This is a genomic window from Celeribacter sp. (genome assembly GCF_048259695.1).
Classification (GTDB): domain Bacteria; phylum Pseudomonadota; class Alphaproteobacteria; order Rhodobacterales; family Rhodobacteraceae; genus Celeribacter.
On sequence record NZ_JBLXHL010000004.1, the window covers coordinates 105,159 to 131,654 of the forward strand.

Annotated in this window: 26 protein-coding genes and 2 tRNA genes; 21 read left to right on the forward strand and 7 right to left on the reverse strand. The window is 59.8% G+C overall.

Annotated elements, in window-relative coordinates; translation table 11 throughout:
- Window positions 1-4 precede the first annotated feature (4 nt).
- Together ACN0Q0_RS08585 and ACN0Q0_RS08590 are read right to left on the reverse strand one after the other, a co-directional pair.
- A complete protein-coding gene (locus tag ACN0Q0_RS08585) occupies window positions 5-763 on the reverse strand; it encodes a GntR family transcriptional regulator (protein ID WP_417242977.1) in 759 nt (252 codons plus the stop codon).
- Window positions 760-1,656, reverse strand: a complete 897-nt coding sequence (locus ACN0Q0_RS08590) for a BadF/BadG/BcrA/BcrD ATPase family protein (protein ID WP_417242978.1) — start codon at window positions 1,654-1,656, stop codon at window positions 760-762. Before ACN0Q0_RS08590 ends, ACN0Q0_RS08585 begins: the two co-directional genes overlap by 4 nt.
- 155 nt (window positions 1,657-1,811) lie before the next feature.
- Here ACN0Q0_RS08590 and ACN0Q0_RS08595 point away from each other — a divergent pair, with 155 nt between their 5' ends.
- The 6 genes from ACN0Q0_RS08595 to ACN0Q0_RS08620 all read left to right on the forward strand — a co-directional run bounded on the left by ACN0Q0_RS08595 (window position 1,812) and on the right by ACN0Q0_RS08620 (window position 7,906).
- Entirely contained in the window at window positions 1,812-2,699 is an 888-nt protein-coding gene (locus ACN0Q0_RS08595; protein ID WP_417242979.1) for an N-acetylmuramic acid 6-phosphate etherase, read from the forward strand.
- 29 nt (window positions 2,700-2,728) lie between these two features.
- Window positions 2,729-3,982, forward strand: coding sequence for an ABC transporter substrate-binding protein (locus tag ACN0Q0_RS08600; protein WP_417242980.1), 1,254 nt, complete (start codon window positions 2,729-2,731; stop codon window positions 3,980-3,982).
- A 127-nt stretch (window positions 3,983-4,109) separates the two neighbouring features.
- The gene (locus ACN0Q0_RS08605) at window positions 4,110-5,036 is read left to right on the forward strand and encodes a carbohydrate ABC transporter permease (RefSeq protein WP_417242981.1); all 927 of its coding nucleotides are present in this window, start codon (window positions 4,110-4,112) and stop codon (window positions 5,034-5,036) included.
- Between the two features lie 10 nt (window positions 5,037-5,046).
- Entirely contained in the window at window positions 5,047-5,886 is an 840-nt protein-coding gene (locus ACN0Q0_RS08610) for a carbohydrate ABC transporter permease (protein ID WP_417242982.1), read from the forward strand.
- Window positions 5,883-6,908: a Gfo/Idh/MocA family protein gene (locus tag ACN0Q0_RS08615; RefSeq protein WP_417242983.1), complete on the forward strand. Its 1,026-nt coding sequence runs from the start codon at window positions 5,883-5,885 to the stop codon at window positions 6,906-6,908. Before ACN0Q0_RS08610 ends, ACN0Q0_RS08615 begins: the two co-directional genes overlap by 4 nt.
- On the forward strand, window positions 6,905-7,906 hold the full coding sequence (locus ACN0Q0_RS08620) for an ABC transporter ATP-binding protein (RefSeq protein WP_417242984.1): 1,002 nt from the start codon (window positions 6,905-6,907) through the stop codon (window positions 7,904-7,906). Before ACN0Q0_RS08615 ends, ACN0Q0_RS08620 begins: the two co-directional genes overlap by 4 nt.
- 71 nt (window positions 7,907-7,977) lie before the next feature.
- Here ACN0Q0_RS08620 and ACN0Q0_RS08625 read toward each other — a convergent pair whose 3' ends face one another.
- The gene (locus tag ACN0Q0_RS08625) at window positions 7,978-9,435 is read right to left on the reverse strand and encodes a mannose-1-phosphate guanylyltransferase/mannose-6-phosphate isomerase (RefSeq protein WP_417242985.1); all 1,458 of its coding nucleotides are present in this window, start codon (window positions 9,433-9,435) and stop codon (window positions 7,978-7,980) included.
- A 414-nt stretch (window positions 9,436-9,849) separates the two neighbouring features.
- On the opposite strand from ACN0Q0_RS08625, the gene ACN0Q0_RS08630 reads away from it, so the two are divergent.
- Window positions 9,850-9,926 (forward strand) — tRNA-Asp (locus tag ACN0Q0_RS08630).
- 46 nt (window positions 9,927-9,972) lie between these two features.
- A tRNA-Asp gene (locus ACN0Q0_RS08635) sits at window positions 9,973-10,049 on the forward strand.
- 103 nt (window positions 10,050-10,152) lie between these two features.
- On the opposite strand, the gene ACN0Q0_RS08640 is transcribed toward ACN0Q0_RS08635, so the two are convergent.
- Entirely contained in the window at window positions 10,153-11,550 is a 1,398-nt protein-coding gene (locus tag ACN0Q0_RS08640; protein ID WP_417242986.1) for a helix-turn-helix domain-containing protein, read from the reverse strand.
- 90 nt (window positions 11,551-11,640) lie between these two features.
- The gene (locus tag ACN0Q0_RS08645; protein ID WP_417242987.1) at window positions 11,641-12,855 is read right to left on the reverse strand and encodes a multidrug effflux MFS transporter; all 1,215 of its coding nucleotides are present in this window, start codon (window positions 12,853-12,855) and stop codon (window positions 11,641-11,643) included.
- A gap of 232 nt (window positions 12,856-13,087) precedes the next feature.
- On the opposite strand from ACN0Q0_RS08645, the gene ACN0Q0_RS08650 reads away from it, so the two are divergent.
- From ACN0Q0_RS08650 to ACN0Q0_RS08685, 8 genes are all read left to right on the forward strand, one after another.
- Window positions 13,088-14,620 (forward strand): acyl-CoA carboxylase subunit beta, encoded by a 1,533-nt coding sequence (locus ACN0Q0_RS08650; protein ID WP_417242988.1) that lies wholly within the window; start codon window positions 13,088-13,090, stop codon window positions 14,618-14,620.
- A 19-nt stretch (window positions 14,621-14,639) separates the two neighbouring features.
- A complete protein-coding gene (locus ACN0Q0_RS08655; RefSeq protein WP_417242989.1) occupies window positions 14,640-15,005 on the forward strand; it encodes a hypothetical protein in 366 nt (121 codons plus the stop codon).
- Window positions 14,998-15,402, forward strand: a complete 405-nt coding sequence (locus ACN0Q0_RS08660) for a DUF6497 family protein (RefSeq protein WP_417242990.1) — start codon at window positions 14,998-15,000, stop codon at window positions 15,400-15,402. Before ACN0Q0_RS08655 ends, ACN0Q0_RS08660 begins: the two co-directional genes overlap by 8 nt.
- Window positions 15,402-15,809, forward strand: a complete 408-nt coding sequence (locus ACN0Q0_RS08665; protein ID WP_417242991.1) for a RidA family protein — start codon at window positions 15,402-15,404, stop codon at window positions 15,807-15,809. Before ACN0Q0_RS08660 ends, ACN0Q0_RS08665 begins: the two co-directional genes overlap by 1 nt.
- A gap of 14 nt (window positions 15,810-15,823) precedes the next feature.
- A complete protein-coding gene (locus tag ACN0Q0_RS08670) occupies window positions 15,824-16,225 on the forward strand; it encodes a hypothetical protein (protein ID WP_417243273.1) in 402 nt (133 codons plus the stop codon).
- A gap of 322 nt (window positions 16,226-16,547) precedes the next feature.
- Window positions 16,548-16,742: a hypothetical protein gene (locus tag ACN0Q0_RS08675; protein WP_417242992.1), complete on the forward strand. Its 195-nt coding sequence runs from the start codon at window positions 16,548-16,550 to the stop codon at window positions 16,740-16,742.
- Between the two features lie 171 nt (window positions 16,743-16,913).
- The gene (locus tag ACN0Q0_RS08680) at window positions 16,914-18,911 is read left to right on the forward strand and encodes an acetyl-CoA carboxylase biotin carboxylase subunit (protein WP_417242993.1); all 1,998 of its coding nucleotides are present in this window, start codon (window positions 16,914-16,916) and stop codon (window positions 18,909-18,911) included.
- Between the two features lies 1 nt (window position 18,912).
- Entirely contained in the window at window positions 18,913-19,464 is a 552-nt protein-coding gene (locus ACN0Q0_RS08685) for a hypothetical protein (protein ID WP_417242994.1), read from the forward strand.
- A 25-nt stretch (window positions 19,465-19,489) separates the two neighbouring features.
- On the opposite strand, the gene ACN0Q0_RS08690 is transcribed toward ACN0Q0_RS08685, so the two are convergent.
- Entirely contained in the window at window positions 19,490-19,966 is a 477-nt protein-coding gene (locus ACN0Q0_RS08690; RefSeq protein ID WP_417242995.1) for a DUF4174 domain-containing protein, read from the reverse strand.
- A gap of 106 nt (window positions 19,967-20,072) precedes the next feature.
- Here ACN0Q0_RS08690 and scpA point away from each other — a divergent pair, with 106 nt between their 5' ends.
- Complete coding sequence (scpA, locus tag ACN0Q0_RS08695) at window positions 20,073-22,187, forward strand: methylmalonyl-CoA mutase (RefSeq protein WP_417242996.1); 2,115 nt, start codon at window positions 20,073-20,075, stop codon at window positions 22,185-22,187.
- Between the two features lie 83 nt (window positions 22,188-22,270).
- Here scpA and nhaA read toward each other — a convergent pair whose 3' ends face one another.
- On the reverse strand, window positions 22,271-23,494 hold the full coding sequence (gene nhaA / locus ACN0Q0_RS08700; protein ID WP_417242997.1) for a Na+/H+ antiporter NhaA: 1,224 nt from the start codon (window positions 23,492-23,494) through the stop codon (window positions 22,271-22,273).
- 89 nt (window positions 23,495-23,583) lie between these two features.
- Between nhaA and ACN0Q0_RS08705 the strand changes: the two genes are divergently transcribed.
- Genes ACN0Q0_RS08705 through ACN0Q0_RS08720 form a run of 4 tightly spaced genes read left to right on the forward strand, consistent with a single transcriptional unit; the run spans window position 23,584 to window position 26,484 of the window.
- The gene (locus tag ACN0Q0_RS08705) at window positions 23,584-24,204 is read left to right on the forward strand and encodes a VOC family protein (protein ID WP_417242998.1); all 621 of its coding nucleotides are present in this window, start codon (window positions 23,584-23,586) and stop codon (window positions 24,202-24,204) included.
- Window positions 24,201-24,692: a GNAT family N-acetyltransferase gene (locus ACN0Q0_RS08710; RefSeq protein ID WP_417242999.1), complete on the forward strand. Its 492-nt coding sequence runs from the start codon at window positions 24,201-24,203 to the stop codon at window positions 24,690-24,692. The genes ACN0Q0_RS08705 and ACN0Q0_RS08710 overlap by 4 nt, the downstream gene beginning before the upstream one ends.
- Before the next feature lie 48 nt (window positions 24,693-24,740).
- Window positions 24,741-25,424 carry a TerB family tellurite resistance protein gene (locus ACN0Q0_RS08715; protein WP_417243000.1) on the forward strand — a complete coding sequence of 228 codons (684 nt, stop codon included), beginning with the start codon at window positions 24,741-24,743 and terminating at the stop codon, window positions 25,422-25,424.
- A 1-nt stretch (window position 25,425) separates the two neighbouring features.
- Window positions 25,426-26,484 carry an endonuclease/exonuclease/phosphatase family protein gene (locus ACN0Q0_RS08720; protein WP_417243001.1) on the forward strand — a complete coding sequence of 353 codons (1,059 nt, stop codon included), beginning with the start codon at window positions 25,426-25,428 and terminating at the stop codon, window positions 26,482-26,484.
- Window positions 26,485-26,496: the final 12 nt, after the last annotated feature.

The following is a 26,496-nucleotide window of genomic DNA, read 5'->3' on the forward strand; positions in this document are numbered from 1 at the left end:
CGTCCTACTCTTTGGTCAGGCGAAGTTCGGCTACAAAGTTGTAGGCGTCTCCGCGATAGATCGATTTGGTGAATTCGGCGACGCGCCCGTCGGGAAGGTAGGAGGTCCGCTCGATCCGCAGTCCCGCCATCCCCGTCGCGACCTCCAACAGGGCTGCATCCTGGTCCTCGAGGTTGATCGCTGAAATTTTCTGTAAGGCGCGCACAGGGCGCAATCCCGCCTGATCAAGCACGTCGTAAAGCGAGGTTTTGACCAACAACGGGTTGGGCAAAATCTGTGTCGACAGCGAGGCGCGTTCAATGGCCATCGGTTTGTTGTCTGCGGTCCGCAGCCGCGAGATCCGCGACACGGACGCCTCGGGGGACAGGGCGAGGACCATCACCTCATCGGGGGAGGGCATGAAAACGCCGCGCTCCAACCAGACACTGGAGGACACCATGCCGCGCCGCGCCATGTCCTCGCTAAACGAGGTGAGCCGGGACAGCGATTGTTCGATTTGCGGTGCGGATGACGCCACAAAGGATCCCGAGCCCTGTTTTTGAACCACAATACCGTCATCAGCCAGGGCCTGAATGGCTTTGCGCACGGTGACGCGCGACATATCCGTGATCGCGGCAATTTCGCGCTCGGGCGGCAGGGAGCTTCCCGCCTTGAACAGGCCTTGATCAATGCCCTCGTTCAACCGCCGGTGCAATTGAACATAGCGTGGCCCGCCATTGCGTTTGAGCCAGTTCGCGGGGGCTAAAAATTCGGACATCATCATGGCGCTGTCTCCGCTGTGGTGGTCGCATTCAGCAAGGCAAGGTGGAACGCGCCGTCGAGCGCGTTGCCGCGCGCGGGGGCGAGCCCGACAAGCAATTCGGGGGGCAGGTATTCGGCGTAATGTGGTCCGACACCGCCCGTGAGACAGAGCGTCTCGCCGGGGACGAATCCGACCTGTGCGAGGCCGCGTGCCAGATATGTTGCGCCTGTGGCCATGATGGTGCGCCCCCACGGATCGCCGGCGTGGGCTTGCGCCACGATTTCGGGGGCAAGCGTGGCATAGTCGCCCGCCTTGGCCGACATGCTGAACGCCACGATGGCATTGGGGTCGTCACCGAATTGCGCCAAGATATGCCGCGTCAGGGGGCTATGGGCCTCGATGCCGTCATGGCAGAGCAAGACCTGTATCAACGCGGCCCGCCCGAGCCATGCGCCCGATCCCTGATCGGAGACATGAAACCCCCAACTGCCGACAAAGCGGAAGCGGCCTGCCGCACGGGCGGCGATGATGGATCCGGTTCCGATGGACAGCAGGGCGCCGTTTTGATCCCCAAGCGCTCCCGCCACGGCGGTTGGGCGGTCATCCGTGACAACCACGCGGCGATAGGGCAGCGCGGCCGCAACGCGGGCGCTGTCGTGAGGGGTCATAACCCCCGCAAGGCCAAGATGCGCGGTTGCGCGGGGCAGGGCGTCGGGTGCGATACCTGCGCTTTGCGCCGCTTTTTCAATGGCCTCGATCACGTTCTGAATGGCCAGGTCCGGATCGGAGGCGACATTTGCCCGCCCCGCATCGGCGCGTGCAATCACGCCTCGCGCAGGGGTTCCGATGGCTGCGCGGCATCCTGTGCCGCCCCCGTCAACAGCAATGAGCAAGTGGTGCGATGAATCATTCATGTAATACCTTTACGATACCTATTTGCATAAAGATAGACCTATTTCATTCCTATTTGCGTGAATATATGGGTTTTTCCGCAAAAATATAGACCCCAAATAAATTGGTAGACAAGAGGTATCTAAAAGGTATTAATGTGGGCGAGGGGGAGATTCGTATGCCATTGCCGACCACAGAAGCACTGCCGGAGCACGCGCCGATTGATGCGCGCTCGGCGCGGGATGCTGCCCTGTTCCTCCTCAGGGGGCAGCAGTCCGCGTTGGCGGCCGTCGAGGCGGCTTCGGATGACATCATCCGCGGCGCCCAGGCGATGGTCGCCGCCATTCGGTCCGGTCATTCGGTGGTGTATGGCGCGGCGGGCAGTTCGGGTCTTATGGCCTTGGCGGATGCCTGTGAGTTGCCGGGGACCTTCGGGGTGTCACCCGATGTGATCCGTGTGCATATGGCGGGCGGTATTCCTGTCGATGCGCGTATGCCCGGCGATACCGAGGATGACACGTCCGAGGCGGCCCGATTGGCGCAGAGTGTCCATGCCGGAGATGCGGTGATTGTGTTGAGCGCAAGCGGCACGACGCCCTATGCGGTGACGCTCGCCACCGGGGCCAAGGCGCGCGGTGCGACCGTGATTGCCATCGCAAACAACCCGAACACGCCTTTGCTTCTGGCGGCGGATGTGGCGATTTGCCTGCAGACCCCGCCCGAAGTGATTGCCGGCTCCACCCGTCTGGGGGCCGGAACGGCGCAAAAATCGGCGCTCAACATGATGTCGTCGCTGATGGGGGTGGGGCTTGGCCATGTCTATCGCGGGCTGATGGTGAATGTCGTCGCCGACAACGCCAAGCTCGTGGCGCGTTCGGCCAATATCGTCGCACAGATTGCGGGCGTTCCCCTGTCGGTTGCCGAAGCGGCACTCGCGCAGGTCGGGGGCCATACCAAACTTGCCATCCTTGTCGCGGCGGGCAGTGCGCCTGATGTGGCGCGGACCTTGCTCGACACCCACAACGGGTGCCTTGGACCTTGTCTGCAATCACTCGCAGACCTGTAGATTTGAACGATAACAAAAGGGAGAAGACCATGAATAAACTGAAATTGATCGGTGCCATGTTGGCGACAACCGCCATCGCAGGTGCCGCAGCGGCACAGGATGTGACGCTGACGATCGAGAGCTGGCGCAATGATGATCTTGCCATCTGGCAGGACAAAATCATCCCCGCCTTTGAAGAGGCCAACCCCGGGATCAAGCTGAAATTCACGCCTTCGGCCCCTGCGGAATACAACGCGGTGCTGAATTCCAAGCTGGATGCCGGTTCGGCCGGTGATATCATCACATGTCGCCCCTTCGACGCCTCTCTGGCGCTGTATGAGGCGGGCCATCTGGCCAATATCAGCGATATCGAAGGCATGAAAAACTACTCCGACGTGGCCAAGTCGGGGTGGAGCACGGATGACGGTTCGGCGCAGTACTGTGTGCCAATGGCCTCGGTGATCCACGGCTTTATCTACAACAAGGACGCCTTTGCCGAAGTGGGCATTGACGTGCCGAAAACCGAAGCCGAGTTCTTTGCCGCGTTGGACAAGATCAAGGAAGACGGCAATTATATCCCGATGGCTATGGGCACGAATGACCAGTGGGAAGCCGCCACGATGGGCTACAACAACATTGGTCCAAACTACTGGAAGGGCGAAGAAGGCCGTCTTGCCCTGTTGTCGGGCGCGCAAAAACTCACCGACGAAGCATGGGTTGCGCCTTACCGTCAACTGGCGAAATGGGCGCCGTATCTGGGCGACGGCTACGAGGCTCAAACCTACCCCGACAGCCAGAACATCTTCACCTTGGGGCGTGCGGCAATCTACCCCGCAGGGTCATGGGAAATCGCCGGCTTTAACGATCTGGCCGATTTTGAAATGGGTGCGTTCTATCCCCCCGTGCAAAACGCGGGCGACACATGCTACATCTCGGATCACACCGATATCGGCATCGGCATGAACGCGAACACACCGAACGCGGAGGCCGCAACGGTCTTTTTGAACTGGGTCGGTTCGTCGGAATTCGCGACGATTTTCGCCAACGCCTTGCCCGGGTTCTTCCCGCTGTCGAACGCAGCCGTCACGCTTGACGATCCGCTTGCCCAGGAGTTCATCTCGTGGCGCGGCGAATGCGAAAGCTCGATCCGCTCCACCTATCAGGTTCTCTCGCGCGGGACGCCGAACCTCGAGAACGAGACATGGAACGCATCGGTTGCCGCAATCAAAGGCACGGAAACTCCCGAAGAGGCCGGACAGCGCCTTCAGGACGGGCTTGCAAGCTGGTATGCGCCGCAACAGTAAGCGGACCTGACACCACCCGCCCGCGCGCTGGACATGTCCCGCGCGCGGGCCTCGATTGCAGTTTTGCGACATCGCACATTGACGCGTCTGACCTCACATCGGCGCCGATCCACAACAGGATTTTTTCATGGCAGATCATCACGGAAAACCGAAATTCAGATGGCATATCGTCGTATTTCTCGCTCCCGCAGTGTTGGTCTACACCGCTGTCATGATTTACCCGCTGTTCAACACCCTGCGCTTGTCGCTGTTTACACAGGTTGATCAGACCCGTGTTTTTGTCGGCCTTCAGAACTTTCGCACCCTGTTTGGCGAGACGGTTTGGTCGACCCAGTTCTGGAACGCGCTTGGCAATAACTTTTGGTTCTTTGTGATCCATATGTTGGTGCAAAACCCGATCGGTATCGCGCTCGCCGCGATCCTGAGCCATCCCAAATTGCGCTTTGCCAGTTTTTACCGCTCGGCCATTTTCATCCCCACAATCCTGAGTTTCGTGATCGTCGGGTTTGCATGGAAACTGATCCTGTCGCCGATTTGGGGCATTGCCCCCGGGATGCTTGACGCGGTGGGGCTCAAGGCGCTGTATGCGCCGTGGCTCGGCAAAGAGGCCTATGCCCTCACGGCCCTGTCGCTTGTCTCTGTCTGGCAATTCGTCGGCATTCCGATGATGTTGATCTACGCCGCATTGCTGTCGATTCCGGACGAGATTCTGGAGGCCGCCGAGGTCGAGGGCATCACCGGACTGTCGGCGTTCTGGAAAATCAAACTGCCGCTGATCCTGCCCTCCATCGGGATTATTTCCATCCTGACGTTCGTGGCCAACTTTAACGCCTTCGATCTGATTTACGCCGCCCAAGGGGCGCTCGCAGGGCCGGACTTCGCGACCGATATCCTTGGCACGTTCATGTATCGCACCTTCTTCGGGTTCCAACTTCAACTTGGCGACCCGCACATGGGCTCGACCATCGCCTCCGCCATGTTTGCCATCATCCTTGTCGGTGTGTGCCTGTACCTCTTTGGTATCCAGTCACGCATGCGCCGCTATCAGTTCTGAGGAGCGCCCGATGAACGCCGCACGCCAAAACCGTTTCAATATTCTGGCCGCACACGGGGCCTTGATCGCCTATACGTTGGTCGCGCTCTTTCCCGTGATCGTGATTGTGATCAACAGTTTCAAAACCCGCAAAGCGATTTTCCGTGAGCCGCTTGCGCTACCTGATGCGGATAGTTTTTCGCTGATCGGCTATGAGACCGTCCTCAAACAGGGCGATTTCTTTCTCTACTTTCAAAACTCGATGACAGTCACGGTCGGGTCGCTGTTCTTTATCTTGCTGTTCGGGTCGATGGCCGCCTTTGCGCTCGCCGAGTACCGGTTCAAAGGCAACACACTTATGGGGCTGTATCTGGCGCTCGGGATTATGATCCCGATCCGCATCGGTACAGTCGCGATTCTGGAGCTGATGGTGCAAACGGGTCTGGTCAACACGCTGTGGGCGCTGATCCTTGTTTATACGGCGCAGGGGTTGCCGTTGGCGGTGTTCATCCTGTCCGAATTCATGCGTCAGGTCAGTGATGATTTGAAAAATGCGGGCCGCATTGACGGTCTGTCCGAATACCGGATTTTCTTTAGCCTCGTGTTGCCATTGGTGCGCCCCGCAATGGCAACGGTGGCGGTGTTCAACATGATCCCGATCTGGAATGACCTGTGGTTCCCGTTGATCCTTGCGCCCGCAGAAGAGGTGAAAACGCTGACCTTGGGCAGTCAGGTGTTCATCGGTCAATTCGTGACCGACTGGAACGCGGTGCTGTCGGCGCTGACTTTGGCGATCCTTCCGGTGATGGCGCTTTATGTTGTGTTCTCACGCCAGTTGATCCGCGGGATCACCTCCGGAGCGGTGAAATGAGGGTCGTTGTTGCGGGACTTGGCACTATGGGGCGCAGTCATGCGTTGGCCTATCACGCCCACCCCGATGCCGAGATCGTCGGTCTGGTCAATCGCTCCGAGGTGACCTTGCCGGAGGCGTTGTCAGGCTATCCACGCTTTGCAACCTTGGGGGAGGCGCTCGCGCTCGAACCGGATCTGGTCTGTATTGCGACCTATTCCGACACCCATGCCGAGTATGCAATCGCGGCGATGGAGGCCGGCGCGCATGTGTTCGTTGAAAAGCCTCTGGCCACCACGGTGGCCGACGCCGAGCGGGTCGTGGCCACGGCACAGCGGTTGGGCTCAAAACTGGTGGTGGGGTATATCCTGCGCCACCACCCGAGTTGGCAACGGCTGATCGCGGAGGCCCGTGATCTTGGCGGGCCATATGTGTTTCGCATGAACCTCAATCAACAGTCGCAAGGGGCGACATGGGCCACCCATAAGTCCCTGATGCAAACCACCTCGCCCCTCGTGGATTGTGGTGTGCATTATGTCGATGTCATGTGCCAGATCACCGATGCCGCCCCGACCCGCGTGAGCGCTATGGGGCTGCGCCTGAGCGATGAGATTGCGCCCGATATGTACAATTACGGACAGCTGCAGGTCTGGTTCAAGGACGGATCGGTCGGGTGGTACGAGGCAGGGTGGGGGCCGATGATGTCGGAGACTGCGAGCTTTGTAAAAGACGTGGTGTCGCCGGGCGGATCCGTATCGATCAAGGACGCGGAACGCGGGGCCACCGATGACGTCGAGGGCCATACCAAAGTCGGGGCTATCGTTGTGCATCGCCCTTCGGGGGATCGCCGTGTGGCCCTCCCCGACGAGCCCGACCATCAGGCCCTTTGCGATGCCGAACAGGCGTTTACCCTCGCCGCAATTGCAACCGATCACGATCTGACGCGGCATATGACCGATGCCGTGCAATCTTTACGTATTTGCCTTGCTGCCGATGAAAGCATCCGCACGGGCCACCCCGTATCCCTAGGAGACACCCCATGACCGCACTACAACTCACCAACGTTTGCAAATCCTTCGGCGAATTTGAAGTGCTCAAAGACATCAACCTGACGGTGGAAAACGGCGAATTTGTCGTTTTTGTCGGCCCCTCTGGCTGTGGCAAATCCACCCTGTTGCGGGTGATTGCGGGTCTTGAGGATGCCACCAAGGGAACGGTGGCCATTGGCGATGAGGTCGTCAACATCGTGCCGCCCGCCAAGCGTGGCATCGCGATGGTGTTCCAGTCCTACGCGCTCTATCCGCACCTGAGCGTGCGCGATAACATGACGCTTGGCCTCAAACAGGAAAAACAGCCCGCCGCCGTGATCGACGAGCGCGTGAATAAGGCGGTGCAGATGCTGGATTTGTCGGCCTATGTCGATCGCAGGCCGTCCGACCTGTCGGGTGGGCAACGCCAACGGGTGGCCATCGGGCGCGCCATCGTGCGCGATCCAAAGCTGTTTTTGTTCGATGAGCCGCTGTCCAACCTTGATGCGGCCCTGCGGATGAACACACGCATCGAGATTGCCGAATTACACCGCAAATTGAGCGCGTCGATGATCTATGTGACCCACGACCAGACCGAAGCCATGACGCTTGCCGATAAAATCGTGGTGCTGCGCGATGGCCGCATCGAACAGGTCGGCAGCCCGATGGAGCTTTACAACAACCCCGCGAACCAGTTTGTCGCAGGGTTTCTGGGCTCTCCGGCCATGAACTTTTTCAAAAAGGGTCCGGTAGAGGTGCCTGAAAACGGAACGCTCGGTGTGCGGCCCGAGCATTTGCGCATCGTGAAAAACGGCCGGATCAAAGGCACAGTGGCCCATGTCGAATGGCTCGGTGGCGATACGAATTTGTTGGTCAACTCCGATCAGGGGGAGCCGTTCACCGTGCGCGTGTTCGGACAGGATGCGACCCGTGTCGGCGCGGATATCGCGCTTGATTTCGACGATAGTGCGGCTTTTATCTTTGATCACGCGGCTATGCGTGTGCGCACGTAACGTGCCGCAGGCCCGATGTCTGCCTTTGGAATGCACGCGGCCCCCTCCGGAAAAGGGGCCGTTTTGCGCCTTTACCCCTTGGGGCCTTGGCTGCGGGCATAGAGGTCCTCGTAGCGGATAATGTCGTCCTCGCCGACATATGAGCCTGTCTGGACTTCGATCAGGACCATCGGAACCTTCCCGGGGTTTTCCATCCTGTGAACCGCGCCAAGCGGGATGTAGACAGATTGGTTTTCCGTCACGAGCCTGACCTCATCATCCACCGTCACACGGGCGGTGCCTTCGACGACAATCCAGTGCTCGGAGCGATGAACGTGGCTTTGCAAACTCAGCGCGGCCCCCGGATGCACATGGATGCGTTTGACCTGAAACCGTCCGCCCACCACAAGGCTTTCAAACCATCCCCAAGGGCGGTGATCTTTGGGGAACGTCGTGGCCTGAACCGCGCCTTTGGATTTGAGCGCGGCCACGGCGAATTTGACGTCTTGGGCGCGCGACATATCCGCCACGAGAACCGCATCGTTCATCGCAACCGCCATGATGTTTTTCAGGCCGATCCCGACGATTTCAAGATGCTCGCTGTCCGAGCGCAACAGGCTGTCGGTGCATTCAATCGCGGTCGCCCCGCCAGAGGTCACAACGCCGTTTTGATCGGGGCCGGCCTCGCGCCAGACCGCATCCCACCCGCCAAGGTCGGACCACCCGCCCTCAAACGGCACAACCGCAAGGTTCGAGGCCCGTTCCATCACGGCATAGTCGATGGAAATGTCTTCGGCCTGCGCCCATGCGGCGGGCTCCAGACGCAAAAAACCCAAATCCGTCTGCGCGCCCTCGACGGCGGCGGCCACGGGGGCGCTCAAACCGGGGGCGTATTGCGCGAAGGCCGCGATGATGTCTTTGGCTTTGAACAAAAAGATCCCTGCGTTCCACATGAACGTCCCCGCGTCCACCATCTCCCGGGCATGTGCAGCGTCGGGTTTTTCGACGAACTTTTTGAGATCAATTGCCGCTCCGGACGGATCTGGCAGTGTGGTCAGTTCGAGATAGCCATAGGCGGTTTCTGCATGGGTCGGCTTGATGCCAAAGGTCACAAGTTTACCGTTCTCGATCGCCGAGAGGCCTTTCTCCACGGCGGTATGGAACGCAGCCGTGTCGGGGACCACGTGGTCGGAGGGCGCGACAAGCATGATTGCCTCGGGGTCGGTGTCGGACAAATACAGTGCCGCCGCCAGAATGGCCGGTGCGGTGTTGCGCCCCTCGGGTTCAATCAAAATCGCGCCCGGATCAATTCCGATTTCGGCCAGTTGCTCGGTCACGATAAACCGGAAATCCGATCCCGTCATAACCGCAGGGGCCGCAAACCGAAGCCCGCCGACGGTGCCGCACAACCGCATCGCAGAGGCCTGAAACAGGGTCTGTTCATCGAGGAGCGGAACAAATTGTTTCGGGTAGCTCTTGCGCGACAGAGGCCAAAGCCGCGTTCCGGAGCCGCCACACAAAATGACGGGCGTAATGCGAGAAGAGGTCATGATGGGTGGGTATCCTGTCTTTAGAGCGCCGGAGTGCAAACTTTAGAGTGTCCTCTCGCAAATTCGCTTAATATATCTGGTTTATCAACACTAACCGTAATGTGACGCGCCGGTATTTGGAGAGGAGGGCGTTGTCGGAGGTCCCTGCGCCCGCCCCGTAACCGCCTCATGTTCGCGGCGGGTTGGGTGTGACAGGGGGCATTTCGGGCAATCGGACCGATATCACCCCCTTGGCGCTGTGCTTTTGATGTGTCGCCGGAGGCTTGAAAAACAGGGTGGTTCGGGCGTCTGTCGCGACCTTCGTTCAAGTGGCAGGTTTTTTTTCTGCCAATCGCCCATTGTCCGCTTGACGCGCCCGCGTCCCAGACATAGAACGCCCCTCACGTTCAGGACAGTGTTCTGGGCGGGTAGCGAGCGGTTGTAGCTCAGTTGGTTAGAGTACCGGCCTGTCACGCCGGGGGTCGCGGGTTCGAGTCCCGTCAACCGCGCCATCGCTGCCCGAAATCGCCTGAAAAGGCACGTCGTAAGACAAAATGCGCGGTTGTAGCTCAGTTGGTTAGAGTACCGGCCTGTCACGCCGGGGGTCGCGGGTTCGAGTCCCGTCAACCGCGCCACTTACGTCCCACAGAAGTGTGGTGGCGTTCGACGAAAAAGCCGCTCCTTTCGGGGCGGCTTTTCGCGTTTCGGCGGGGGTGCATTTTGGCCTGACTGTGCAACTCATTCGATCTGATAGGGCAGGGTGCCGCGCCGGTCGGGATCAATGCTCAGACGGCGCTCCAGTGGCGGCACAGAGCGTTGATGGCAGTTGCGCCGCTCACAGATGCGGCACGAGATCCCGATGGGTTCAAAGGCGGCCGGCTTGGTCACATCGAGATCGTCGGCATAGACCATGTCCGAGGCATGGGTGACCTCACACCCCAATCCGATGGCGTAGCGGCGCACAGGCGCGTGAAAGCTGCCGCCCGATTTGGCGACATCGCGGGCAATCGACAGATAGCGCACCCCGTCGGGGGTCTCGGCCAGTTGCCGCAGGAAATGCCCCGGGCGCTCGAACGCCTGATGGACGTTCCAAAGCGGACAGGCCCCGCCGTAGCGGGCAAATTGCAGCCGTGTGGAGGAGTGGCGTTTGGTGATGGTCCCCGCCTGATCGACGCGGACAAAAAAGAACGGAATGCCTTTGGCGCCGGGGCGCTGCAGGGTGGACAGGCGGTGCGCCACCTGTTCGATCGACGCGCCGAACTGTTCGGCGAGCATTTCCAGATCGTGACGCGTCTCTTTGGCCGCTTTCAGGAACGCGCTGTAGGGCATGAGGGCCGCGCCTGCGAAATAATTGGCCAGACCGATACGGGCAATTTGGCGGCTGTCCTCGGAATGGAATCGCGCCAGATCAAGCGTTGCGTCAAGCAATTGGGACTGCGTGACCAGAGCCAGTTGGTGCAGCACCTGAAAGGTTTGTGTCGAACGGGCGGCGCGGGACGAAATCGTCAACCGCCCTGTATCGGGGTCGTAGCGGCGCAAATCATCGGAGGCGTAGCGCACGGTGATCGCATGTTTGGCCAAGGCTTCGGTGGCCAGGGTCGCGACATCGCGCGGATCGTCGCCGGGGCGGGCAAAATTTTCCGCCGCGCGGTCGACGGCATCGATGTAGTTGTCGCAGTAGTGGAAAAAGTCGCGCACCTCCTCCCATGGCGATGCGCGGGTGGGGCGGTCGTCGCGGTCGAATGCTTCGTCCATCGAGGCGAGGCGTTCGTTGGTCTGGCGGTAGGCGCGGTGCAGTTCCAGAAAGGACCGCGCCAATGCGGGCGCATTCGAGGCGGCAAGCCGCAAATCGGCCAGTGGCGGCGCGCCATCGGCAAACACCGGATCGGCGAGGGCTTCGCGCATGTCGGTGACAAGGCGCTCGGCGTCCCCTGTCGACAGCTCGGTGACGTCGAATCCGAACTCCTGGGCAAGGGCCAGAACCACGCCCGTGGAGACGGGACGGTTGTTGTTTTCCATCTGGTTGAGATAGGGCAGGGACACGCCAAGCTTTTCGGCAAAGGCCCGTTGGGTGAGCCCGAGCCGCGTGCGCGTTTCGCGCAGCTTTGCGCCGGCGTAGAGTTTTTGCTGTGCCATGATCTGCCTCCCGAAGATCGGTCGCCTCTGGGCTTTTGCAGGTTTGCTCGGTTGCGACCTTCGGTTTGCAAATTATCGCAGCCGATGACGTCACGCAAGCCCGAGGCGCCGTTCGCGGGCCATGACGCTCAGAATCGCGACAATGGCGGCGAGCGACATGAGGGTCATCAGGAACAGCAGCGGCACTTCGCCGGAGGGGCCGCCCAGTAGCGTGCCGGCAAAGGCCGAGATCGACGCCCCGCCGGCGATCATGATGGAGCCGGCAAGCCCCGCAGCGGTGCCTGCCAGTTGCGGACGCACCATCAGGGTCCCCGCCAAAGCATTGGGAAGTTGCATGCCGTTGCCCAAGCCCAAAAATACCATCGCCCCGAAAAAGATATTGACCGAGCTGTGACCAAAGGCGGAGAGCACAAGCGCCCCTGCGATGCCTGCGGTCGCGACAAGGCCCCCCGCGAGGATCATGCGGTTGATGCCGACGCGGCGTGAATACCGGCCCGCAATGAAGTTGCCAAAGAAATAGCCAAGCGCGGGGGTGCCCATGTAGGCACCGAGTGCGGCTTCGGACAGGCCGAAACGGGAGGTGCCGACATAGGCCGCGCCGCCGATATAGGCGTAAAAGGCCCCCGCGGCGCAGGTTACGGAGACGGTATAGCCGACAAAGCGTTTCGACCTGAGCAGTTCGGGGAAGTTATGCCATTGGCTGAGCAGGGACACTTCGGACTTTGGCGCGGTTTCCTTAAGGTCGAACCAGACCACGGCAAACAGGACAAGCCCGACAGCAAAGAGCGCCCAGAACGAGGATTCCCATCCATAGTGATTGGTCAGAATGCCGCCAACGGTGGGGGCAATCATCGGGACCAGTGCCATGCCCATCGTGACATAGGCGAGCATGGACCCTGCCTCGTCAGGCGGGGCGATGTCGCGCACAATGGCGCGTGACAGCACCATCGCGGTTACAATTGCGGCCTGGCCGGCGCGCATGAAGAGGAATATCTCCAGGGTCGGTGCGTAAATGGCGCCGAGCGTCGCGGCCAGAAACAGTGCGATCCCGATCAGCAATACAGGGCGGCGCCCATAGCGGTCAGAGATTGGCCCGATGAAGATTTGAAGCACCGCATTCGCGCCCATGAAGACCGCAACCGACAGTTGGACAAGGCCATAGGTTGTCCCGAAATGCTCGGCCATGCGCGGCAGGGCGGGCAGATACATGTTCAGAACCATGGCCTGAAGCCCCGCCATCATTACCAACGTCATGATGTGGGGTGGGGTGGTCCGGTCGAGAAAGCGTGCGCGAGTTTGTGTCATTGGCCGAGAATAGGCGGCGGGTGCGCCCTGTCCATGCCAATCTTGATGCAAAATCGCACATGTGGGAGTGCAGGAGAATTTTACGTGCAGGGCGGATTTTTGATCTGCCGCAATTTGCAGTTTTGCATTTCGCGGTAAGGTCTTGTTGCATCCTTTGCAAATCTGCCAGACTCTTCTTTGAGGCGACACATTCCACAGCTAAGGTGCAGGCGAATTGACGAGGAGGCCACCCGTGAAAGATATTATCAAAGAACTGCATGACCGCCGTGATGACGCCCGTTTGGGCGGAGGACAGCGTCGCATTGATGCGCAACATGCCAAAGGCAAGCTGACCGCCCGCGAGCGGATCGAGTTGCTGCTTGATGAGGGCTCGTTCGAAGAGTTCGACATGTTCAAAACCCACCGCTGCGTCGAGTTCGGCATGGAACAAAGCAAGCCCGCAGGCGATGGTGTGATCACGGGGTGGGGGACGATCAATGGCCGGATGGTCTATGTGTTTTCCCAGGACTTCACCGTGTTCGGGGGCTCCCTGTCGGAAACCCATGCGCAGAAAATTTGCAAGATCATGGATATGGCGATGCAAAACGGCGCTCCTGTGATCGGCCTCAACGACTCGGGCGGGGCGCGCATTCAGGAAGGTGTCGACAGCCTTGCCGGTTACGCCGAGGTGTTCCAACGCAACATCATGGCCTCGGGCGTGGTGCCACAGATTTCCGTGATCATGGGGCCGTGTGCCGGTGGCGCGGTCTATTCGCCCGCCATGACCGACTTTATCTTTATGGTCAAAGACACATCCTATATGTTCGTGACCGGTCCCGATGTGGTGAAAACCGTCACCAACGAGGTCGTGACGGCCGAGGAATTGGGCGGGGCCTCAACCCACACCAAAAAATCCTCCGTGGCGGATGGTGCGTTCGAAAACGACATCGAGGCCTTGACCGAAGTGCGCCGCCTTGTCGATTTCCTGCCGCTCAACAACCGCGATACCGTGCCGACCCGTCCATTCTTTGACGATCCGGCGCGCATCGAGGAGAGCCTCAACACCATCATCCCCGACAATCCCAACACGCCTTACGATATGAAGGAAGTGATCCATAAAATCGCGGACGAGGGGGATTTCTACGAAATTCAGGAAGACCACGCCAAAAACATCATCACGGGCTTTATCCGCCTTGAGGGCCAAACGGTCGGCGTTGTGGCCAACCAACCGATGGTGCTTGCCGGCTGTCTCGATATCGACAGTTCCAAAAAAGCGGCACGGTTCGTGCGGTTCTCGGATGCGTTCAACATCCCCGTGCTGACCCTTGTCGATGTCCCCGGTTTCTTGCCTGGAACGTCTCAGGAATACGGCGGTGTCATCAAACACGGCGCCAAATTGCTCTTTGCCTATGGCGAGGCGACCGTGCCGAAAGTGACGGTGATCACGCGCAAGGCTTACGGCGGCGCCTATGACGTGATGTCGTCCAAGCACCTGCGCGGGGATTTCAACTACGCATGGCCCACCGCACAGATCGCGGTGATGGGGGCCAAGGGCGCGACCGAGATCATCCACCGGGCCGACCTTGGCGATGCCGATAAAATCGCGCAGCACACGGCGGATTACGAGGACCGTTTTGCCAATCCGTTCGTCGCCGCCGAACGTGGCTTCATCGACGAGGTGATCCAACCGCGTTCAACCCGGAAACGTGTGGCGCGGGCCTTTGCGTCTTTGCGGCACAAAAAGCTCGAAAACCCGTGGAAAAAACACGACAACATCCCGCTCTAAGGGATGTCGTGGGGCGCAGATGACACGTAGCAATTGGCATATCCAGACGCAGGGCGACACGCTGACTTTGGCGCGCCGGCTTCCCGCCCGCTTTGATTTTGCGGCCACGTCCGTGATTGCGGGCGGGGCGGGGCTACGCCGTGGGCGGATTGCCCGCCAAGTGCGGCAGGATATGTGGCGGGCATTGCAATCGCTGCGCGGGTTTCAGCCCGCCGTGGTGGTGCGTGTCATAGGCGACGATCTCGAAGTGACCGCCGGTGGCGGGGTCGCGGGGGCCTTTCCCAAGGCACGTTGCGAGACCATCGTGGCCGATGTGTTGTCCGATCCCGTGCGGCGCGGACGGTGGGTCAGGTTCGCAACGCCGAAAGGAGCCGCAGATGCGTAATGTCGTTTTGACCCTGTGTCTACTGGCGTCGACGGCGGCGGCTCAGGCCGAGTTGCCCACTGCGGATGCGGCAATTTCCGTGCCATCGGGACAGCCGGTCGCATTCTTTGAAAGCCTGTCGGATCAGGTCGACATGGGGCAAACGGCGCGGTTCCGGTTTCTGGCCCCTGAGCTGCCGGCGCGACTGGCGGCCATGAGTTACGAGGATATGGAGGCCGATCTGGCCTATCTATGCGCACGCTACGCTGTGCCGCATCTCACAGACCCGAAACCCGAAATGATCGTGATCTCGCTTGCGGCAAGCCCCACCGAGTTTGGCACGCCCAACCCCGATGTTGCGGAGGTGTTTGAAATGTACCGTTTAGAGCGCGACACCTGCGCATGGGAGGCGTTCTAATGGCTCCGAAATTCCACCTTTTTGGCAATGGTCCGCGCCCTGTCGCGCCGTTCTCCCACGCGGTCGAGGACGACGGGTGGGTGATCCTGACCGGCCAGATGCCGACCGACCCGAACGCGCCTGATGCGCCCTTGCCGGACGGGATTGCGGCGCAAACCGCCCGTGTGATGGACAACCTTGCGCTGATTTTGGGCGAACTGGGTCTTGATTTGAGCCACGTCGTGCAATGCCGCTGCTTTCTGACCGAATTCGAGCGTGATTACGCTGTGTTCAACGCCACGTATAAGAGTTATTTCCCCGCGGACCGTTTGCCCGCGCGGACCACTGTGGGCGTTACCGCTTTGGCGGTGGGTGCCTTGGTCGAGATCGACTGTATCGCCCGCCGTCCCGATCAGGAGGCTCTTTGATGGCTCGCGACTACATGCTCAAATACCGTGGATTTCCGGGACGCCTTCCCGGGTCCGATTTCCAGTTCACCATTCGCCGTGCAAACCCCAAAGGGGTGACACCGCTCAAGGCGCTCGAGCGTTACAAAGACCGCAAGGCCGTGGACCGCCGCGCCGATACGGCGTTCATGGAAAGCCTGTGGATCTACTTTGGCGAGGAGCCGTTCGAGCGGGGCAATCTCGATGCGGGCCGTTTGTCGTGGCTGTTCGGCCGCGAGGTGATCGCCGCCGATCCCGAGAATTTTGATCCTGCGTCCTATGAGGCGATGTTGGTCATCAATCCAAAAATTGCCAAAGTGACTTTTGCCGAGGTGATGGAGCTTGAGGGCGGCCAGGGCCCCGACGGGTTCAAAGAAGACGAGATTTGGGACACCTGATGCGCAAAACTCCGCTCGCATATCCACGGCCTGCGCAGATCACCGCCTGTTTACCGCGGTGTGATGGGCATGGGCTTGTGCGGTTCGGAGGACATCCCCATCTTGGTCTTGTGTCGGACATGTCCAGCAACATGACGGCACGTGTTGAAAACCGTTACCCTTCCCCTCTGGCGAGGTCCGTACCTTCCCCGTGCGGCCCTCGCCAACTTTTCCGCCATGCGCCAATCCTTGCCTATGATGCGTGTGGATGTAAAAAAGCCTTGGCTTTGCGCACACTTGGGCGCATCATTTGCGCAACTTTAACTCAACAAAGAGTAGCAAAATGCGCAAAACAATTCTCGCCTTCACCCTTCTGTCCGCCACAGCCCTCGCGGGTTGCATGGAAAACCAGGACGTTCAACGTGCCGTTGTCGGCGCGGGTCTTGGCTGTATCGCGGGCGAAATCGTCTCCAACGGCCGTTGTGTCACCGGTGCAGCCCTCGGGGCCGCAGGCGGCGCACTGCTCAACGACATGTAATCTCGCGGCGGCGCGCCCTGCGCATCGCACGCCTGTATCGTATCACCAAAGGTTCCCGAGCGCGCTCGTTCGGGAACCTTTTTCTATTGGCGCGTCGCCTATCGCGGCGCATCCGGATGCGCAGGAGCTACCCGCGCCTTCGACACGACTGTAAAGAGAGAGGGACGGGACATGTTCGACAAGATCTTGATTGCGAACCGTGGCGAGATTGCTTGCCGTGTCATCAAAACGGCAAAGAAGATGGGGATCAAAACGGTCGCCGTTTATTCGGACGCCGACAAACACGCGCTTCACGTGCAGATGGCCGATGAGGCCGTTAACATCGGCCCGCCCCCCTCCAACCAATCCTACATTGTGATCGACAAGATCATGGACGCCGTCCGCCAAACCGGCGCTCAGGCGGTCCACCCCGGATACGGGTTCCTGTCCGAGAACTCCAAATTCGCCGAGGCCCTCGCCGCCGAGGGCGTGGCCTTTATCGGGCCACCCACGGGCGCAATCGAGGCGATGGGAGATAAAATCACCTCGAAAAAGCTCGCCGCCGAAGCAGGTGTGAGCACCGTTCCGGGCTACATGGGCGAGATCGCCGATGCCGACGAAGCGGTGAAAATTTCCAACGAGATCGGTTATCCGGTGATGATCAAAGCCTCCGCAGGCGGCGGCGGTAAGGGCATGCGCATCGCGTGGAGCGACATTGAAGCCCGCGAAGGCTTCCAAGCCTCCAAAAACGAGGCGGCGAGTTCCTTTGGCGATGACCGGATTTTCATCGAGAAATTCGTCACGCAGCCGCGCCACATCGAAATTCAGGTCCTGTGTGACAGCCATGGCAACGGCGTCTGGGTCAACGAGCGCGAATGCTCCATTCAGCGCCGCAACCAGAAAGTTATTGAGGAAGCGCCAAGCCCCTTCCTTGACGCGGCAACGCGCAAGGCGATGGGCGAAGAGGCCTTGGCCCTCGCCAAAGCGGTGAATTACTCATCTGCGGGGACTGTGGAATTTATCGTCGATGGCGACCGCAATTTCTACTTCCTCGAAATGAACACCCGCCTTCAGGTGGAACACCCTGTCTCCGAGTTGATCACGGGCATCGACCTTGTCGAGCACATGATCCGCGTGGCCTACGGTGAAAAACTGTCGATCACCCAGGATGACATTGGCATCAACGGGTGGGCCATCGAGAGCCGTCTGTATGCCGAAGATCCCTATCGCGGGTTCCTGCCCTCCATCGGGCGTCTTGAGAAATATCGCCCCCCTGCCGAGATTGCGACCGAGGACGACATCGTGCGCAATGATACCGGCGTCTATGAGGGCGGTGAAATCTCGATGTATTACGATCCGATGATCGCAAAACTGTGTACATGGGGCAAAACCCGTGCGGCGGCGATTGAAAACATGCGCAACGCGCTTGACGGGTTCGAGGTCGAGGGCATCGGCCACAACCTGCCGTTCCTGTCGGCCGTGATGGATCACCCGCGGTTCATCTCCGGCGACATCACCACGGCGTTCATCGAGGAGGAATACCCCGATGGTTTCGAGGGTGTGACCCTTCCCGATGTGCAACTGGAGCGTGTCGCGGCGGCCTCTGCCGCGATGTACCGCGTTGCCGAAATCCGCCGCACCCGCGTGTCGGGCCGGATGGACAACCACGAACGTGTGGTGGCCGACGAATGGGTGGTGCAAATCAACGGGCGTGATTTCCCCGTGCATATCGAGGCCGACAAATCCGGCTCCAACGTGACGGTGAACGGCAGAAAACTGCGCTGCGAAAGCAACTGGACCCCCGGTGACAGTCTGGCGGTGATCGACATGGAGGGTGGCCCGCTCACGCTCAAGGTCGGCAAATTGCCCGGCGGCTTTCGCATCCGCAACCGTGGCGCGGATATGAAGGTGTTCGTGCGCTCGCCGCGTGCGGCCGAATTGTCCAGACACATGATCGAAAAGCTGCCACCGGACACGTCGAAATTGCTGCTCTGCCCCATGCCGGGTTTGATCGTCAAAGTCGACGTCGAGGTCGGTGACGAAGTGCAGGAGGGTCAGTCCCTTTGCACGATCGAAGCCATGAAAATGGAAAACATCCTGCGCGCCGAGCGCAAAGGGGTGATCACCAAAATCAACGCGGGCGCAGGCGACAGCCTCGCGGTGGACGAGATCATTATGGAGTTCGAATAACGTGGGATTCAACGCGACCATCCTGTCCCTGTCGCGCGGTGACGTCGATCACGCGCTTGGCCTGTTACAGGCCGGGCGCACGGTGCGCGCGGATGAGGTCAACGAGAGCCCGCTCTCCTTGGCCGAGGGCGGGGAGGTTGCGTTGATCTGGTACAATCCGGGGTCCGCCCTTTGGGTCGGGTACCGTGAATTCGAGAGTGTTCTGGCCGAGCTGTCCAGGCAGATCGATCTGGACGTGTTCGATGTCCATGAGGGGGCGGGCTATTGCACGGTGCGCCACTATGCGGGCGGCGCGGTGACGTGGATGGTGTCGCATAATTCCGAGACAGATCCCGACAATCTTCAGGTCTCGTCACAGGCCCCGTATTTCGTCAAAGAGATTGCCGCCAAACGCGATCTGGCCGAAGATGCGCCCACGGCATTCGAGGTGCCTGTGGCCGTCTTTGCCGCGCTTACGGGCTTTCGCTATGACGCAATGGGCGCGACCGAGTTTTTCGAACTCGACAGTGTGGCCGCCGCCCCCGTGAGCAAACCGTGGTGGAAAATCTGGTGAGACAGGTGTCGCAGATATCGCGGGGCTACCCGCCGCTGCGTGCGCTTTCATTGGCCTCACGCACCTCTTGTTGGCGCAGGGGTGTTTTGTCGATCGCCCGCGAGATTTCGCGCACGTCCCACGGATCGGGTTTGCGCAGCATCACCCGGCTGTCCTTGTCGACGATCACAAGCGAAAACCCCCGTGGACGCAGCGTTGTGCGCACGGGAGATTTGGCACTTGGGTCGGCATCCGTCAGCACGATCACATCGCGCTCGGCCAAAACCTCGGGGCGCTCGGCGAGCAATTCCAACTGGCGTTGGAATGCAGGGTCGCGCGGGTTGTCGGCGAACACCACCACCACCCGATTGAGCCACATAAAATCGTCCAACACCACATCGCCCGCAGGGGCAATCGACAGCACCATTGGTGTGGCCGTTGGTGGTGGTGTCTCTTGTGCCATGCTCGCCAGTGGTGCGGACAGACACAGCGCACAAACTGCGGATATAAATGCTTTTTTCATCACGCCTCCCGTTCCCTTTCATATAGGGCCGTTTGAGGCGTAAACCAAGGATCATCCCCGCGAATTGGCCATGAACGGGATCAGATGCAACAGATAGGAGCCGCACATGACCGATAGAAAACTCTGGGAAGAGCTCGCGGAGAAAGAACTGCGCGGCAAACCCTTGGACAGCTTGAGCCGTGAAACGCTTGAGGGCATCACCGTTAAACCGCTCTACGCCGAAGACGACCTCAAAGGCTTGACCCATTTGGGCAATACCCCCGGGGTCGCACCGTTCACGCGCGGGCCGCGTGCAACGATGTATACGGGGCGTCCGTGGACCATCCGCCAATACGCGGGTTTCTCGACCGCCGAGGAAAGCAACGCGTTCTACCGCAAGGCACTGGACGCGGGCCAACAGGGCGTTTCGGTGGCTTTCGATCTGGCCACCCACCGCGGGTATGACAGTGACCACCCGCGTGTCGAGGGCGACGTCGGCAAGGCGGGCGTCGCAATTGACAGCGTTGAGGACATGAAAATCCTGTTTGACGGTATCCCGCTTGATAAGGTTTCGGTGTCGATGACCATGAACGGGGCCGTGATCCCGATTCTCGCGAATTTCATCGTGGTGGGCGAGGAGCAAGGTCACGACAAATCCGTGCTCGCAGGGACCATCCAGAACGACATCCTCAAAGAGTTCATGGTGCGCAACACCTATATCTACCCGCCCGAGCCGTCGATGAAAATCATCGCGGATATCATCGAATACACTGCCAACGAGATGCCGAAATTCAACTCGATCTCGATTTCGGGCTACCACATGCAAGAGGCGGGGGCGAACCTTGTTCAGGAGCTGGCGTTCACGTTGGCGGATGGGCGCGAATACGTGCGCACGGCGATCAAGGCGGGCATGGATGTCGATAAATTTGCGGGGCGTTTGTCGTTCTTTTTCGCCATCGGCATGGATTTCTTTATGGAAATCGGCAAGCTGCGGGCCGCGCGTCTGTTGTGGAGCCGCGTGATGGAGGAATTCGAACCCAAGCTCGAAAAATCCAAAATGCTGCGCACCCACTGCCAGACATCCGGTGTGAGCCTACAAGAGCAGGATCCCTACAACAACGTGATCCGCACCGCCTACGAGGCGATGTCGGCCGCACTTGGCGGCACGCAGTCTCTGCACACCAACGCGCTCGACGAGGCCATCGCACTGCCCACGGAGTTCTCCGCCCGCATCGCGCGCAACACCCAGTTGATCCTTCAGGAGGAAACCCAGATCACCCGCACCGTCGATCCGCTCGCGGGATCCTACTATGTCGAGAGCCTCACCAACGAGTTGGCCGAAAAAGCATGGGCGCTGATGGAAGAGGTCGAGGCACTCGGCGGTATGACCAAGGCCGTGAACTCAGGGATGCCAAAACTGCGCATCGAGGAATCGGCGGCCAAACGTCAGGCGATGATCGACCGTGGCGAAGAGGTCATTGTCGGCGTGAACAAGTACCGCAAAGACAAAGAAGATCCGATTGATATTCTTGACGTGGACAACGTGGCCGTGCGCGAAAGCCAGATGGCGCGTCTCGCCACCATTCGGGCCTCTCGTGATGCGGGGGCCGTTGAGGCGACGCTTGGTGCGCTTGAACGGGCGGCCATGTCGGGGGAGGGTAACCTGCTTGAATTGGCCGTTGAGGCGGCGCGGGCACGAGCCACAGTCGGGGAGATTTCGATGGCGATGGAGAAAACATTCGGGCGTCACCGCGCCGAGGTCAAAACTCTCGCGGGGGTTTATGGCGCGGCCTATGAGGGCGATGAGGGCTTTGCCCGGATCCAGAAAGATGTCGAAGGGTTTGCCGAGAAAAACGGCCGCCGTCCGCGCATGTTGGTGGTGAAAATGGGTCAGGACGGCCATGATCGCGGGGCCAAAGTGATCGCCACGGCCTTTGCCGATATCGGGTTTGACGTTGACGTCGGCCCGCTGTTCCAAACCCCCGAGGAAGCGGCCCAGGACGCTATCGACAATGATGTGCATATCGTCGGCATCTCGTCGCAAGCGGCAGGACACAAGACCCTCGCGCCCAAACTGATCGCGGCGCTCAAGGCCGAGGGCGCCGACGACATCATCGTGATTTGTGGCGGTGTCATTCCGCAACAGGACTATGAGTTCTTGTACAATGCGGGCGTCAAAGCCATCTTTGGTCCCGGCACGAACATCCCCGCAGCGGCGCGTCAGATCCTTGAACTGATCTGACCTCCGCGCGAATGTGACATAGCAAAGGGCCGGATGCGTGATGCGTCCGGCCCTTTTCGTCTCGTCTCTGTGTGGCGCTCCGGTTAGTTGACGGGCTCCTGGATGCGCGGTTTTGTAATCCCGACCTTATCAGCGGCGACCTTATCCGTTTGTGCCGGTGGGGCGAGTTTCAGGACGGCAAAGCCGACAATCGCCGACAGGATCGAACCGGACAACACGCCGATGCGGACCTCGTTCATGTGGTAGGCGTCCTCGAATGACAGCCCGCCGATGAACAGCGACATGGTAAAACCGATGCCCGCGAGGGCTGCGACGCCAAAGATATGCACCCAAGTGGCGCCATATGGCATCTTGGCAATACCGAGCTTGACCAACAGATAGGTCATACCGAATACGCCGATGATCTTGCCGGCGAACAGGCCACCCGCGATGCCGATGGGCAGCGGATTGAGGAAGTCAGAGGCCGATACCCCTGTCAAAACCACACCCGCGTTGGCAAAGGCAAAGATCGGGACAATCATGAAAAACACATAGGGTGACATCGCATTTTCCAAAGCGTGCAAGGGGGATTTGCCCCATTTATCCTTGAGCGGCACAAAGAACGCGGTGATCACACCGGCCAACGTGGCATGGACCCCCGATTTCAACACAAGCACCCAGAGCACCACCCCAAGCAGGATGATCGGCGCAATACGGTGAATGCCCGCGCGGTTGAGCATGAACATGAAAAACAGCGGGATCGTCGCAAGCAGCAAGTAATCGAGATGCAGGTTCGCCGTGTAAAAGAACGCGATGATCAAAATGGCCCCGAGATCGTCGAGGATCGCGAGGGTGAGCAGGAACACCTTGAGCGAGGCCGGAACACGGTCGCCGACGAGCGCCAGAACACCAAGCGCAAAGGCAATGTCGGTCGCCGCAGGGATCGCCCAACCGCCAATGGTTTCGGGCGTGGAGATGTTAAAGGCGATGTAGATCAGCGCAGGGACAAGCATGCCGCCGACCGCCGCCATTCCGGGCAAAACAATATCGGAGGGGTTTTTGAGCTTTCCCTCAAGCAATTCGCGTTTGAGTTCCAGTCCGACGAGCAAAAAGAACACAGCCATGAGGCCGTCGTTGATCCACAAGATCAAAGGTTTTTCGACGCCGGAGCCACTTAATGTAACGGCGAAATACGACCCCAAAACTCCGTCATAAAACGGAAAGAGCGACGAGTTCGCGATGAGCATGGCGGCAAAAGCCGCCACCATTAATACGATCCCGCCCGATGCGTCGTCGTCAAAAAACTTCTCCAAGCGCCTTAGAAGCATTGCGTTTTCTTTCCCCATTCTATTGATTTATGTCTCTGGTTTGAAATGGGGCGCGAGGCCGCTATTTCAATAGCAAAAAGGTCAGGTTTATGCACTGCGCACTCGATCATCTCGTTATTTCGGCCACCGACCTCGAAACCGGGCGTCTTTGGGCGCAAAACCTGCTCGATATCCCGTTCGGGCCGCGCGGGGTTCACACCTGTATGGGGACGCATAATCACCTCACGGCGCTGGATCGCGGGGCCTATCTCGAAGTGATCGCGGTCGATGCACAGGCGATTGCCCCCGCGCACCCGCGTTGGTTCGATTTGGACAACTTTAGCGGCGCACCACGGTTGAGCAACTGGGTGCTCAATGTCGATGATCTCGACGCGGCGTTGGCCGCCGCTCCCGCAGGCGCGGGGCAGGTGGTCGCGTTCGAACGTGGCGCGTACAGGTGGAAAATGGCGGTGCCGGAAACAGGGGTCTTGCCCTTTGATGGCTGCTTTCCGGCGTTGATCGAATGGCAATCCGCGCACCCTGCGCCGGCGCTTGATTATCACGGGTTGGCGCTTCGCCGTCTCAAGCTGTCGCACCCGCAAAGTGATGCCCTCACGGCAGCACTTGAACCTTTCGCGGCGGCGATGGAAAGTGTTCGAATAGTGAACGCCCGCACGCCGTCACTGCACGCCGAAATCGGGACGCCATCAGGGGAGATCTGGATCACATGAGCCTACGCAACGCCACCAAAGCCGACGCCGCCGCCCTCAAGGCCATCATGGCCCCCGTCATCGCAAACTCGACCGCAACGTTTTCCTCTGTTGAACGCAGTGTCGCCGACTGGGAGGCCTTGATCGACGCCCGCGCCGCGCGCGGACGGGCCTTTTACGTGGCCGAGGCCGATGGCGAGGTGATCGGATACGCCACCTACGATCAGTTCCGCCCCGAAAACAACGGCTACCGTTTCACGATGGAACATTCGGTTTACCTCAGTGACAAAGCCCAAGGCAAAGGGTGGGGCCGCATTTTGATGATTGCGATCGAGGAACACGCCCGCGAGGCGGGGTTAAAGTCGATGATCGCCGTGGTGGATGGCGACAATGCCGACTCCATCGCCTTTCACGTGGCTCTTGGCTACAAAGAAGCGGGGCGCATTCCGCAATCGGGCTTCAAATTCGACCGGTTTCTGGATGCCCTGTTCATGCAGAAATTCCTGTAACGTCTTTTGTGACCTGACAGGTCCGTCGGGTGGGGCTATGGTGCGCCTATGTCACTTTGGACACGCATATTGGATGCCATCTCGGCACTGGCCGCGGGCGAAAGCCTTGGGGATGTCTTTGCGCGGCTGCGCTCCGCCCCTGACCGGCGTGTGGGGTTTGCAATTGCGGTGATTGGCCTTGGCGCGAAAATGGCCAAAGCGGACGGAACCGTGACCCGCGACGAGGTGACCGCCTTTCGCGAAGTGTTCCAAATCGCCGCCGAAGACGAAGCCGCCGCCGCCCGTGTTTTTAACCTTGCCCGTCAGGATGTTGCGGGGTTCGAAGACTACGCCAAGCGGGTCAAAGCCATGTATGGTGACGAGTGTGAGCCGCTGTGTGACCTCATGGACGGGTTGTTTCACATCGCAATGGCGGATGGGCAATATCACCCGAGCGAGGATGCCTTTCTCGCCCGCGTGGCACAGATTTTCGAGATCAGCGAACGCAAGTTCCGCGCCCTGCGTGCCCGTTATGTTCCCGACGCCAAACCCGACCCCTATGATGTGCTTGGCGTGGATCCGCACACGGACACGGCCGCGATCAAAGTGGCCTACCGCGACCTTGTGCGCGAAACCCATCCCGACCGCATGATCGCGCGCGGGGTGCCGCAAGAAGCTGTGCGTCTGGCCACCGACCGCATGGTGGAAATCAACGCGGCATGGGAAGAAATCCAAGCAGAACGCGCGGCCTGAGATGCGGATCGCCACTTACAATGTGGAATGGTTCGACAGTCTTTTTGACCAGACAGGCCGCCCCTTGCCCGATGGGGACTGGTCGGCGCGTTTCAATGTGACGCGGCAGGATCAACTGGAGTCTTTGGCGATTGTGTTCAATGCTCTGGACGCCGATGCCATTATGGTTATCGAGGCGCCCGATACCAACCGTCGTCGTGATACGGTCCGCGCCCTTGAACAGTTCGCCGATTGGGCCGGACTACGCGCACGGGCCGTCGAGATGGGATTTGTCAACGAAACGCAGCAAGAAATTGCCGTGATGTATGACCCGCTTGTGCTGCGGGCGCGTCACGACCCGATCGGCCAACCTGTCGGGATGGGGGATGGCCATGAGGCACCCGCGTTCAATTCGATCTACCGGCTGGATCTCGATACCGATCGCGACCGTGATCCCGTGCGGTTTTCCAAGCCGCCGTTGGAGGTGGCGATGGAGGTGCGAGCGACGGATTTCGCCTTTCGCATGATCGGCGTTCACATCAAATCCAAGGCCCCGTATGGCGCCCGTAACGATCGTGATGTCACCCGTATTTCCATCGAGAACCGCCGCAAACAATTGGCGCAATGCATCTGGCTGCGCGAGCGGGTTGAGGGGCATTTGCGGGCGGGGGAGCCGACGATTGTTCTGGGTGATTTCAACGATGGCCCGGGGTTGGACGAGTATGAAAAACTCTTTGGCCGTTCTGGCGTCGAGATTGTGTTGGGCGAGGGCGAAGAGGGCATTGCGCCCGGGTTTCAGCTCGTGGACCCGCATGCCCGTCAAGCTCTTTTGCGCCGCCTTGGCCCTGCGCCGACCACGGCACGGTTCTATATCGAGCCTGAAAAGCGTTATCTCTGTGCGCTGTTGGATTATGTGATGGTGTCACCCGATTTGGCCAAACGCGCATCGTGGCGCATCTGGCATCCGTTCGATGATCCGGTGTGCTATCACACACCCGAATTGCGCGAGGCCCTGTTAATGGCCTCGGATCATTTTCCGGTGTCCATTGATCTTGAGTTTCCGGACGGCCCCGAAGCCTGAAGCCGATGCCCG

Excerpts from the sequence above, each read along its gene's own strand:
- ACN0Q0_RS08605 (WP_417242981.1), top strand. The coding sequence starts at position 4,110 with ATGGCAGATCATCACGGAAAACCGAAATTCAGATGGCATATCGTCGTA.
- ACN0Q0_RS08690 (WP_417242995.1), bottom strand. The coding sequence starts at position 19,966 with ATGAAAAAAGCATTTATATCCGCAGTTTGTGCGCTGTGTCTGTCCGCA.
- ACN0Q0_RS08660 (WP_417242990.1), top strand. The coding sequence starts at position 14,998 with ATGCGTAATGTCGTTTTGACCCTGTGTCTACTGGCGTCGACGGCGGCG.
- ACN0Q0_RS08585 (WP_417242977.1), bottom strand. The coding sequence starts at position 763 with ATGATGATGTCCGAATTTTTAGCCCCCGCGAACTGGCTCAAACGCAAT.
- ACN0Q0_RS08590 (WP_417242978.1), bottom strand. The coding sequence starts at position 1,656 with ATGAATGATTCATCGCACCACTTGCTCATTGCTGTTGACGGGGGCGGC.
- nhaA (WP_417242997.1), bottom strand. The coding sequence starts at position 23,494 with ATGCTTCTAAGGCGCTTGGAGAAGTTTTTTGACGACGACGCATCGGGC.
- ACN0Q0_RS08710 (WP_417242999.1), top strand. The coding sequence starts at position 24,201 with ATGAGCCTACGCAACGCCACCAAAGCCGACGCCGCCGCCCTCAAGGCC.
- scpA (WP_417242996.1), top strand. The coding sequence starts at position 20,073 with ATGACCGATAGAAAACTCTGGGAAGAGCTCGCGGAGAAAGAACTGCGC.
- ACN0Q0_RS08595 (WP_417242979.1), top strand. The coding sequence starts at position 1,812 with ATGCCATTGCCGACCACAGAAGCACTGCCGGAGCACGCGCCGATTGAT.
- ACN0Q0_RS08615 (WP_417242983.1), top strand. The coding sequence starts at position 5,883 with ATGAGGGTCGTTGTTGCGGGACTTGGCACTATGGGGCGCAGTCATGCG.
- ACN0Q0_RS08640 (WP_417242986.1), bottom strand. The coding sequence starts at position 11,550 with ATGGCACAGCAAAAACTCTACGCCGGCGCAAAGCTGCGCGAAACGCGC.
- ACN0Q0_RS08600 (WP_417242980.1), top strand. The coding sequence starts at position 2,729 with ATGAATAAACTGAAATTGATCGGTGCCATGTTGGCGACAACCGCCATC.
- ACN0Q0_RS08705 (WP_417242998.1), top strand. The coding sequence starts at position 23,584 with ATGCACTGCGCACTCGATCATCTCGTTATTTCGGCCACCGACCTCGAA.
- ACN0Q0_RS08675 (WP_417242992.1), top strand. The coding sequence starts at position 16,548 with ATGCGCAAAACAATTCTCGCCTTCACCCTTCTGTCCGCCACAGCCCTC.
- ACN0Q0_RS08625 (WP_417242985.1), bottom strand. The coding sequence starts at position 9,435 with ATGACCTCTTCTCGCATTACGCCCGTCATTTTGTGTGGCGGCTCCGGA.
- ACN0Q0_RS08645 (WP_417242987.1), bottom strand. The coding sequence starts at position 12,855 with ATGACACAAACTCGCGCACGCTTTCTCGACCGGACCACCCCACCCCAC.
- ACN0Q0_RS08620 (WP_417242984.1), top strand. The coding sequence starts at position 6,905 with ATGACCGCACTACAACTCACCAACGTTTGCAAATCCTTCGGCGAATTT.
- ACN0Q0_RS08655 (WP_417242989.1), top strand. The coding sequence starts at position 14,640 with ATGACACGTAGCAATTGGCATATCCAGACGCAGGGCGACACGCTGACT.
- ACN0Q0_RS08610 (WP_417242982.1), top strand. The coding sequence starts at position 5,047 with ATGAACGCCGCACGCCAAAACCGTTTCAATATTCTGGCCGCACACGGG.
- ACN0Q0_RS08670 (WP_417243273.1), top strand. The coding sequence starts at position 15,824 with ATGCTCAAATACCGTGGATTTCCGGGACGCCTTCCCGGGTCCGATTTC.
- ACN0Q0_RS08715 (WP_417243000.1), top strand. The coding sequence starts at position 24,741 with ATGTCACTTTGGACACGCATATTGGATGCCATCTCGGCACTGGCCGCG.
- ACN0Q0_RS08680 (WP_417242993.1), top strand. The coding sequence starts at position 16,914 with ATGTTCGACAAGATCTTGATTGCGAACCGTGGCGAGATTGCTTGCCGT.
- ACN0Q0_RS08720 (WP_417243001.1), top strand. The coding sequence starts at position 25,426 with ATGCGGATCGCCACTTACAATGTGGAATGGTTCGACAGTCTTTTTGAC.
- ACN0Q0_RS08665 (WP_417242991.1), top strand. The coding sequence starts at position 15,402 with ATGGCTCCGAAATTCCACCTTTTTGGCAATGGTCCGCGCCCTGTCGCG.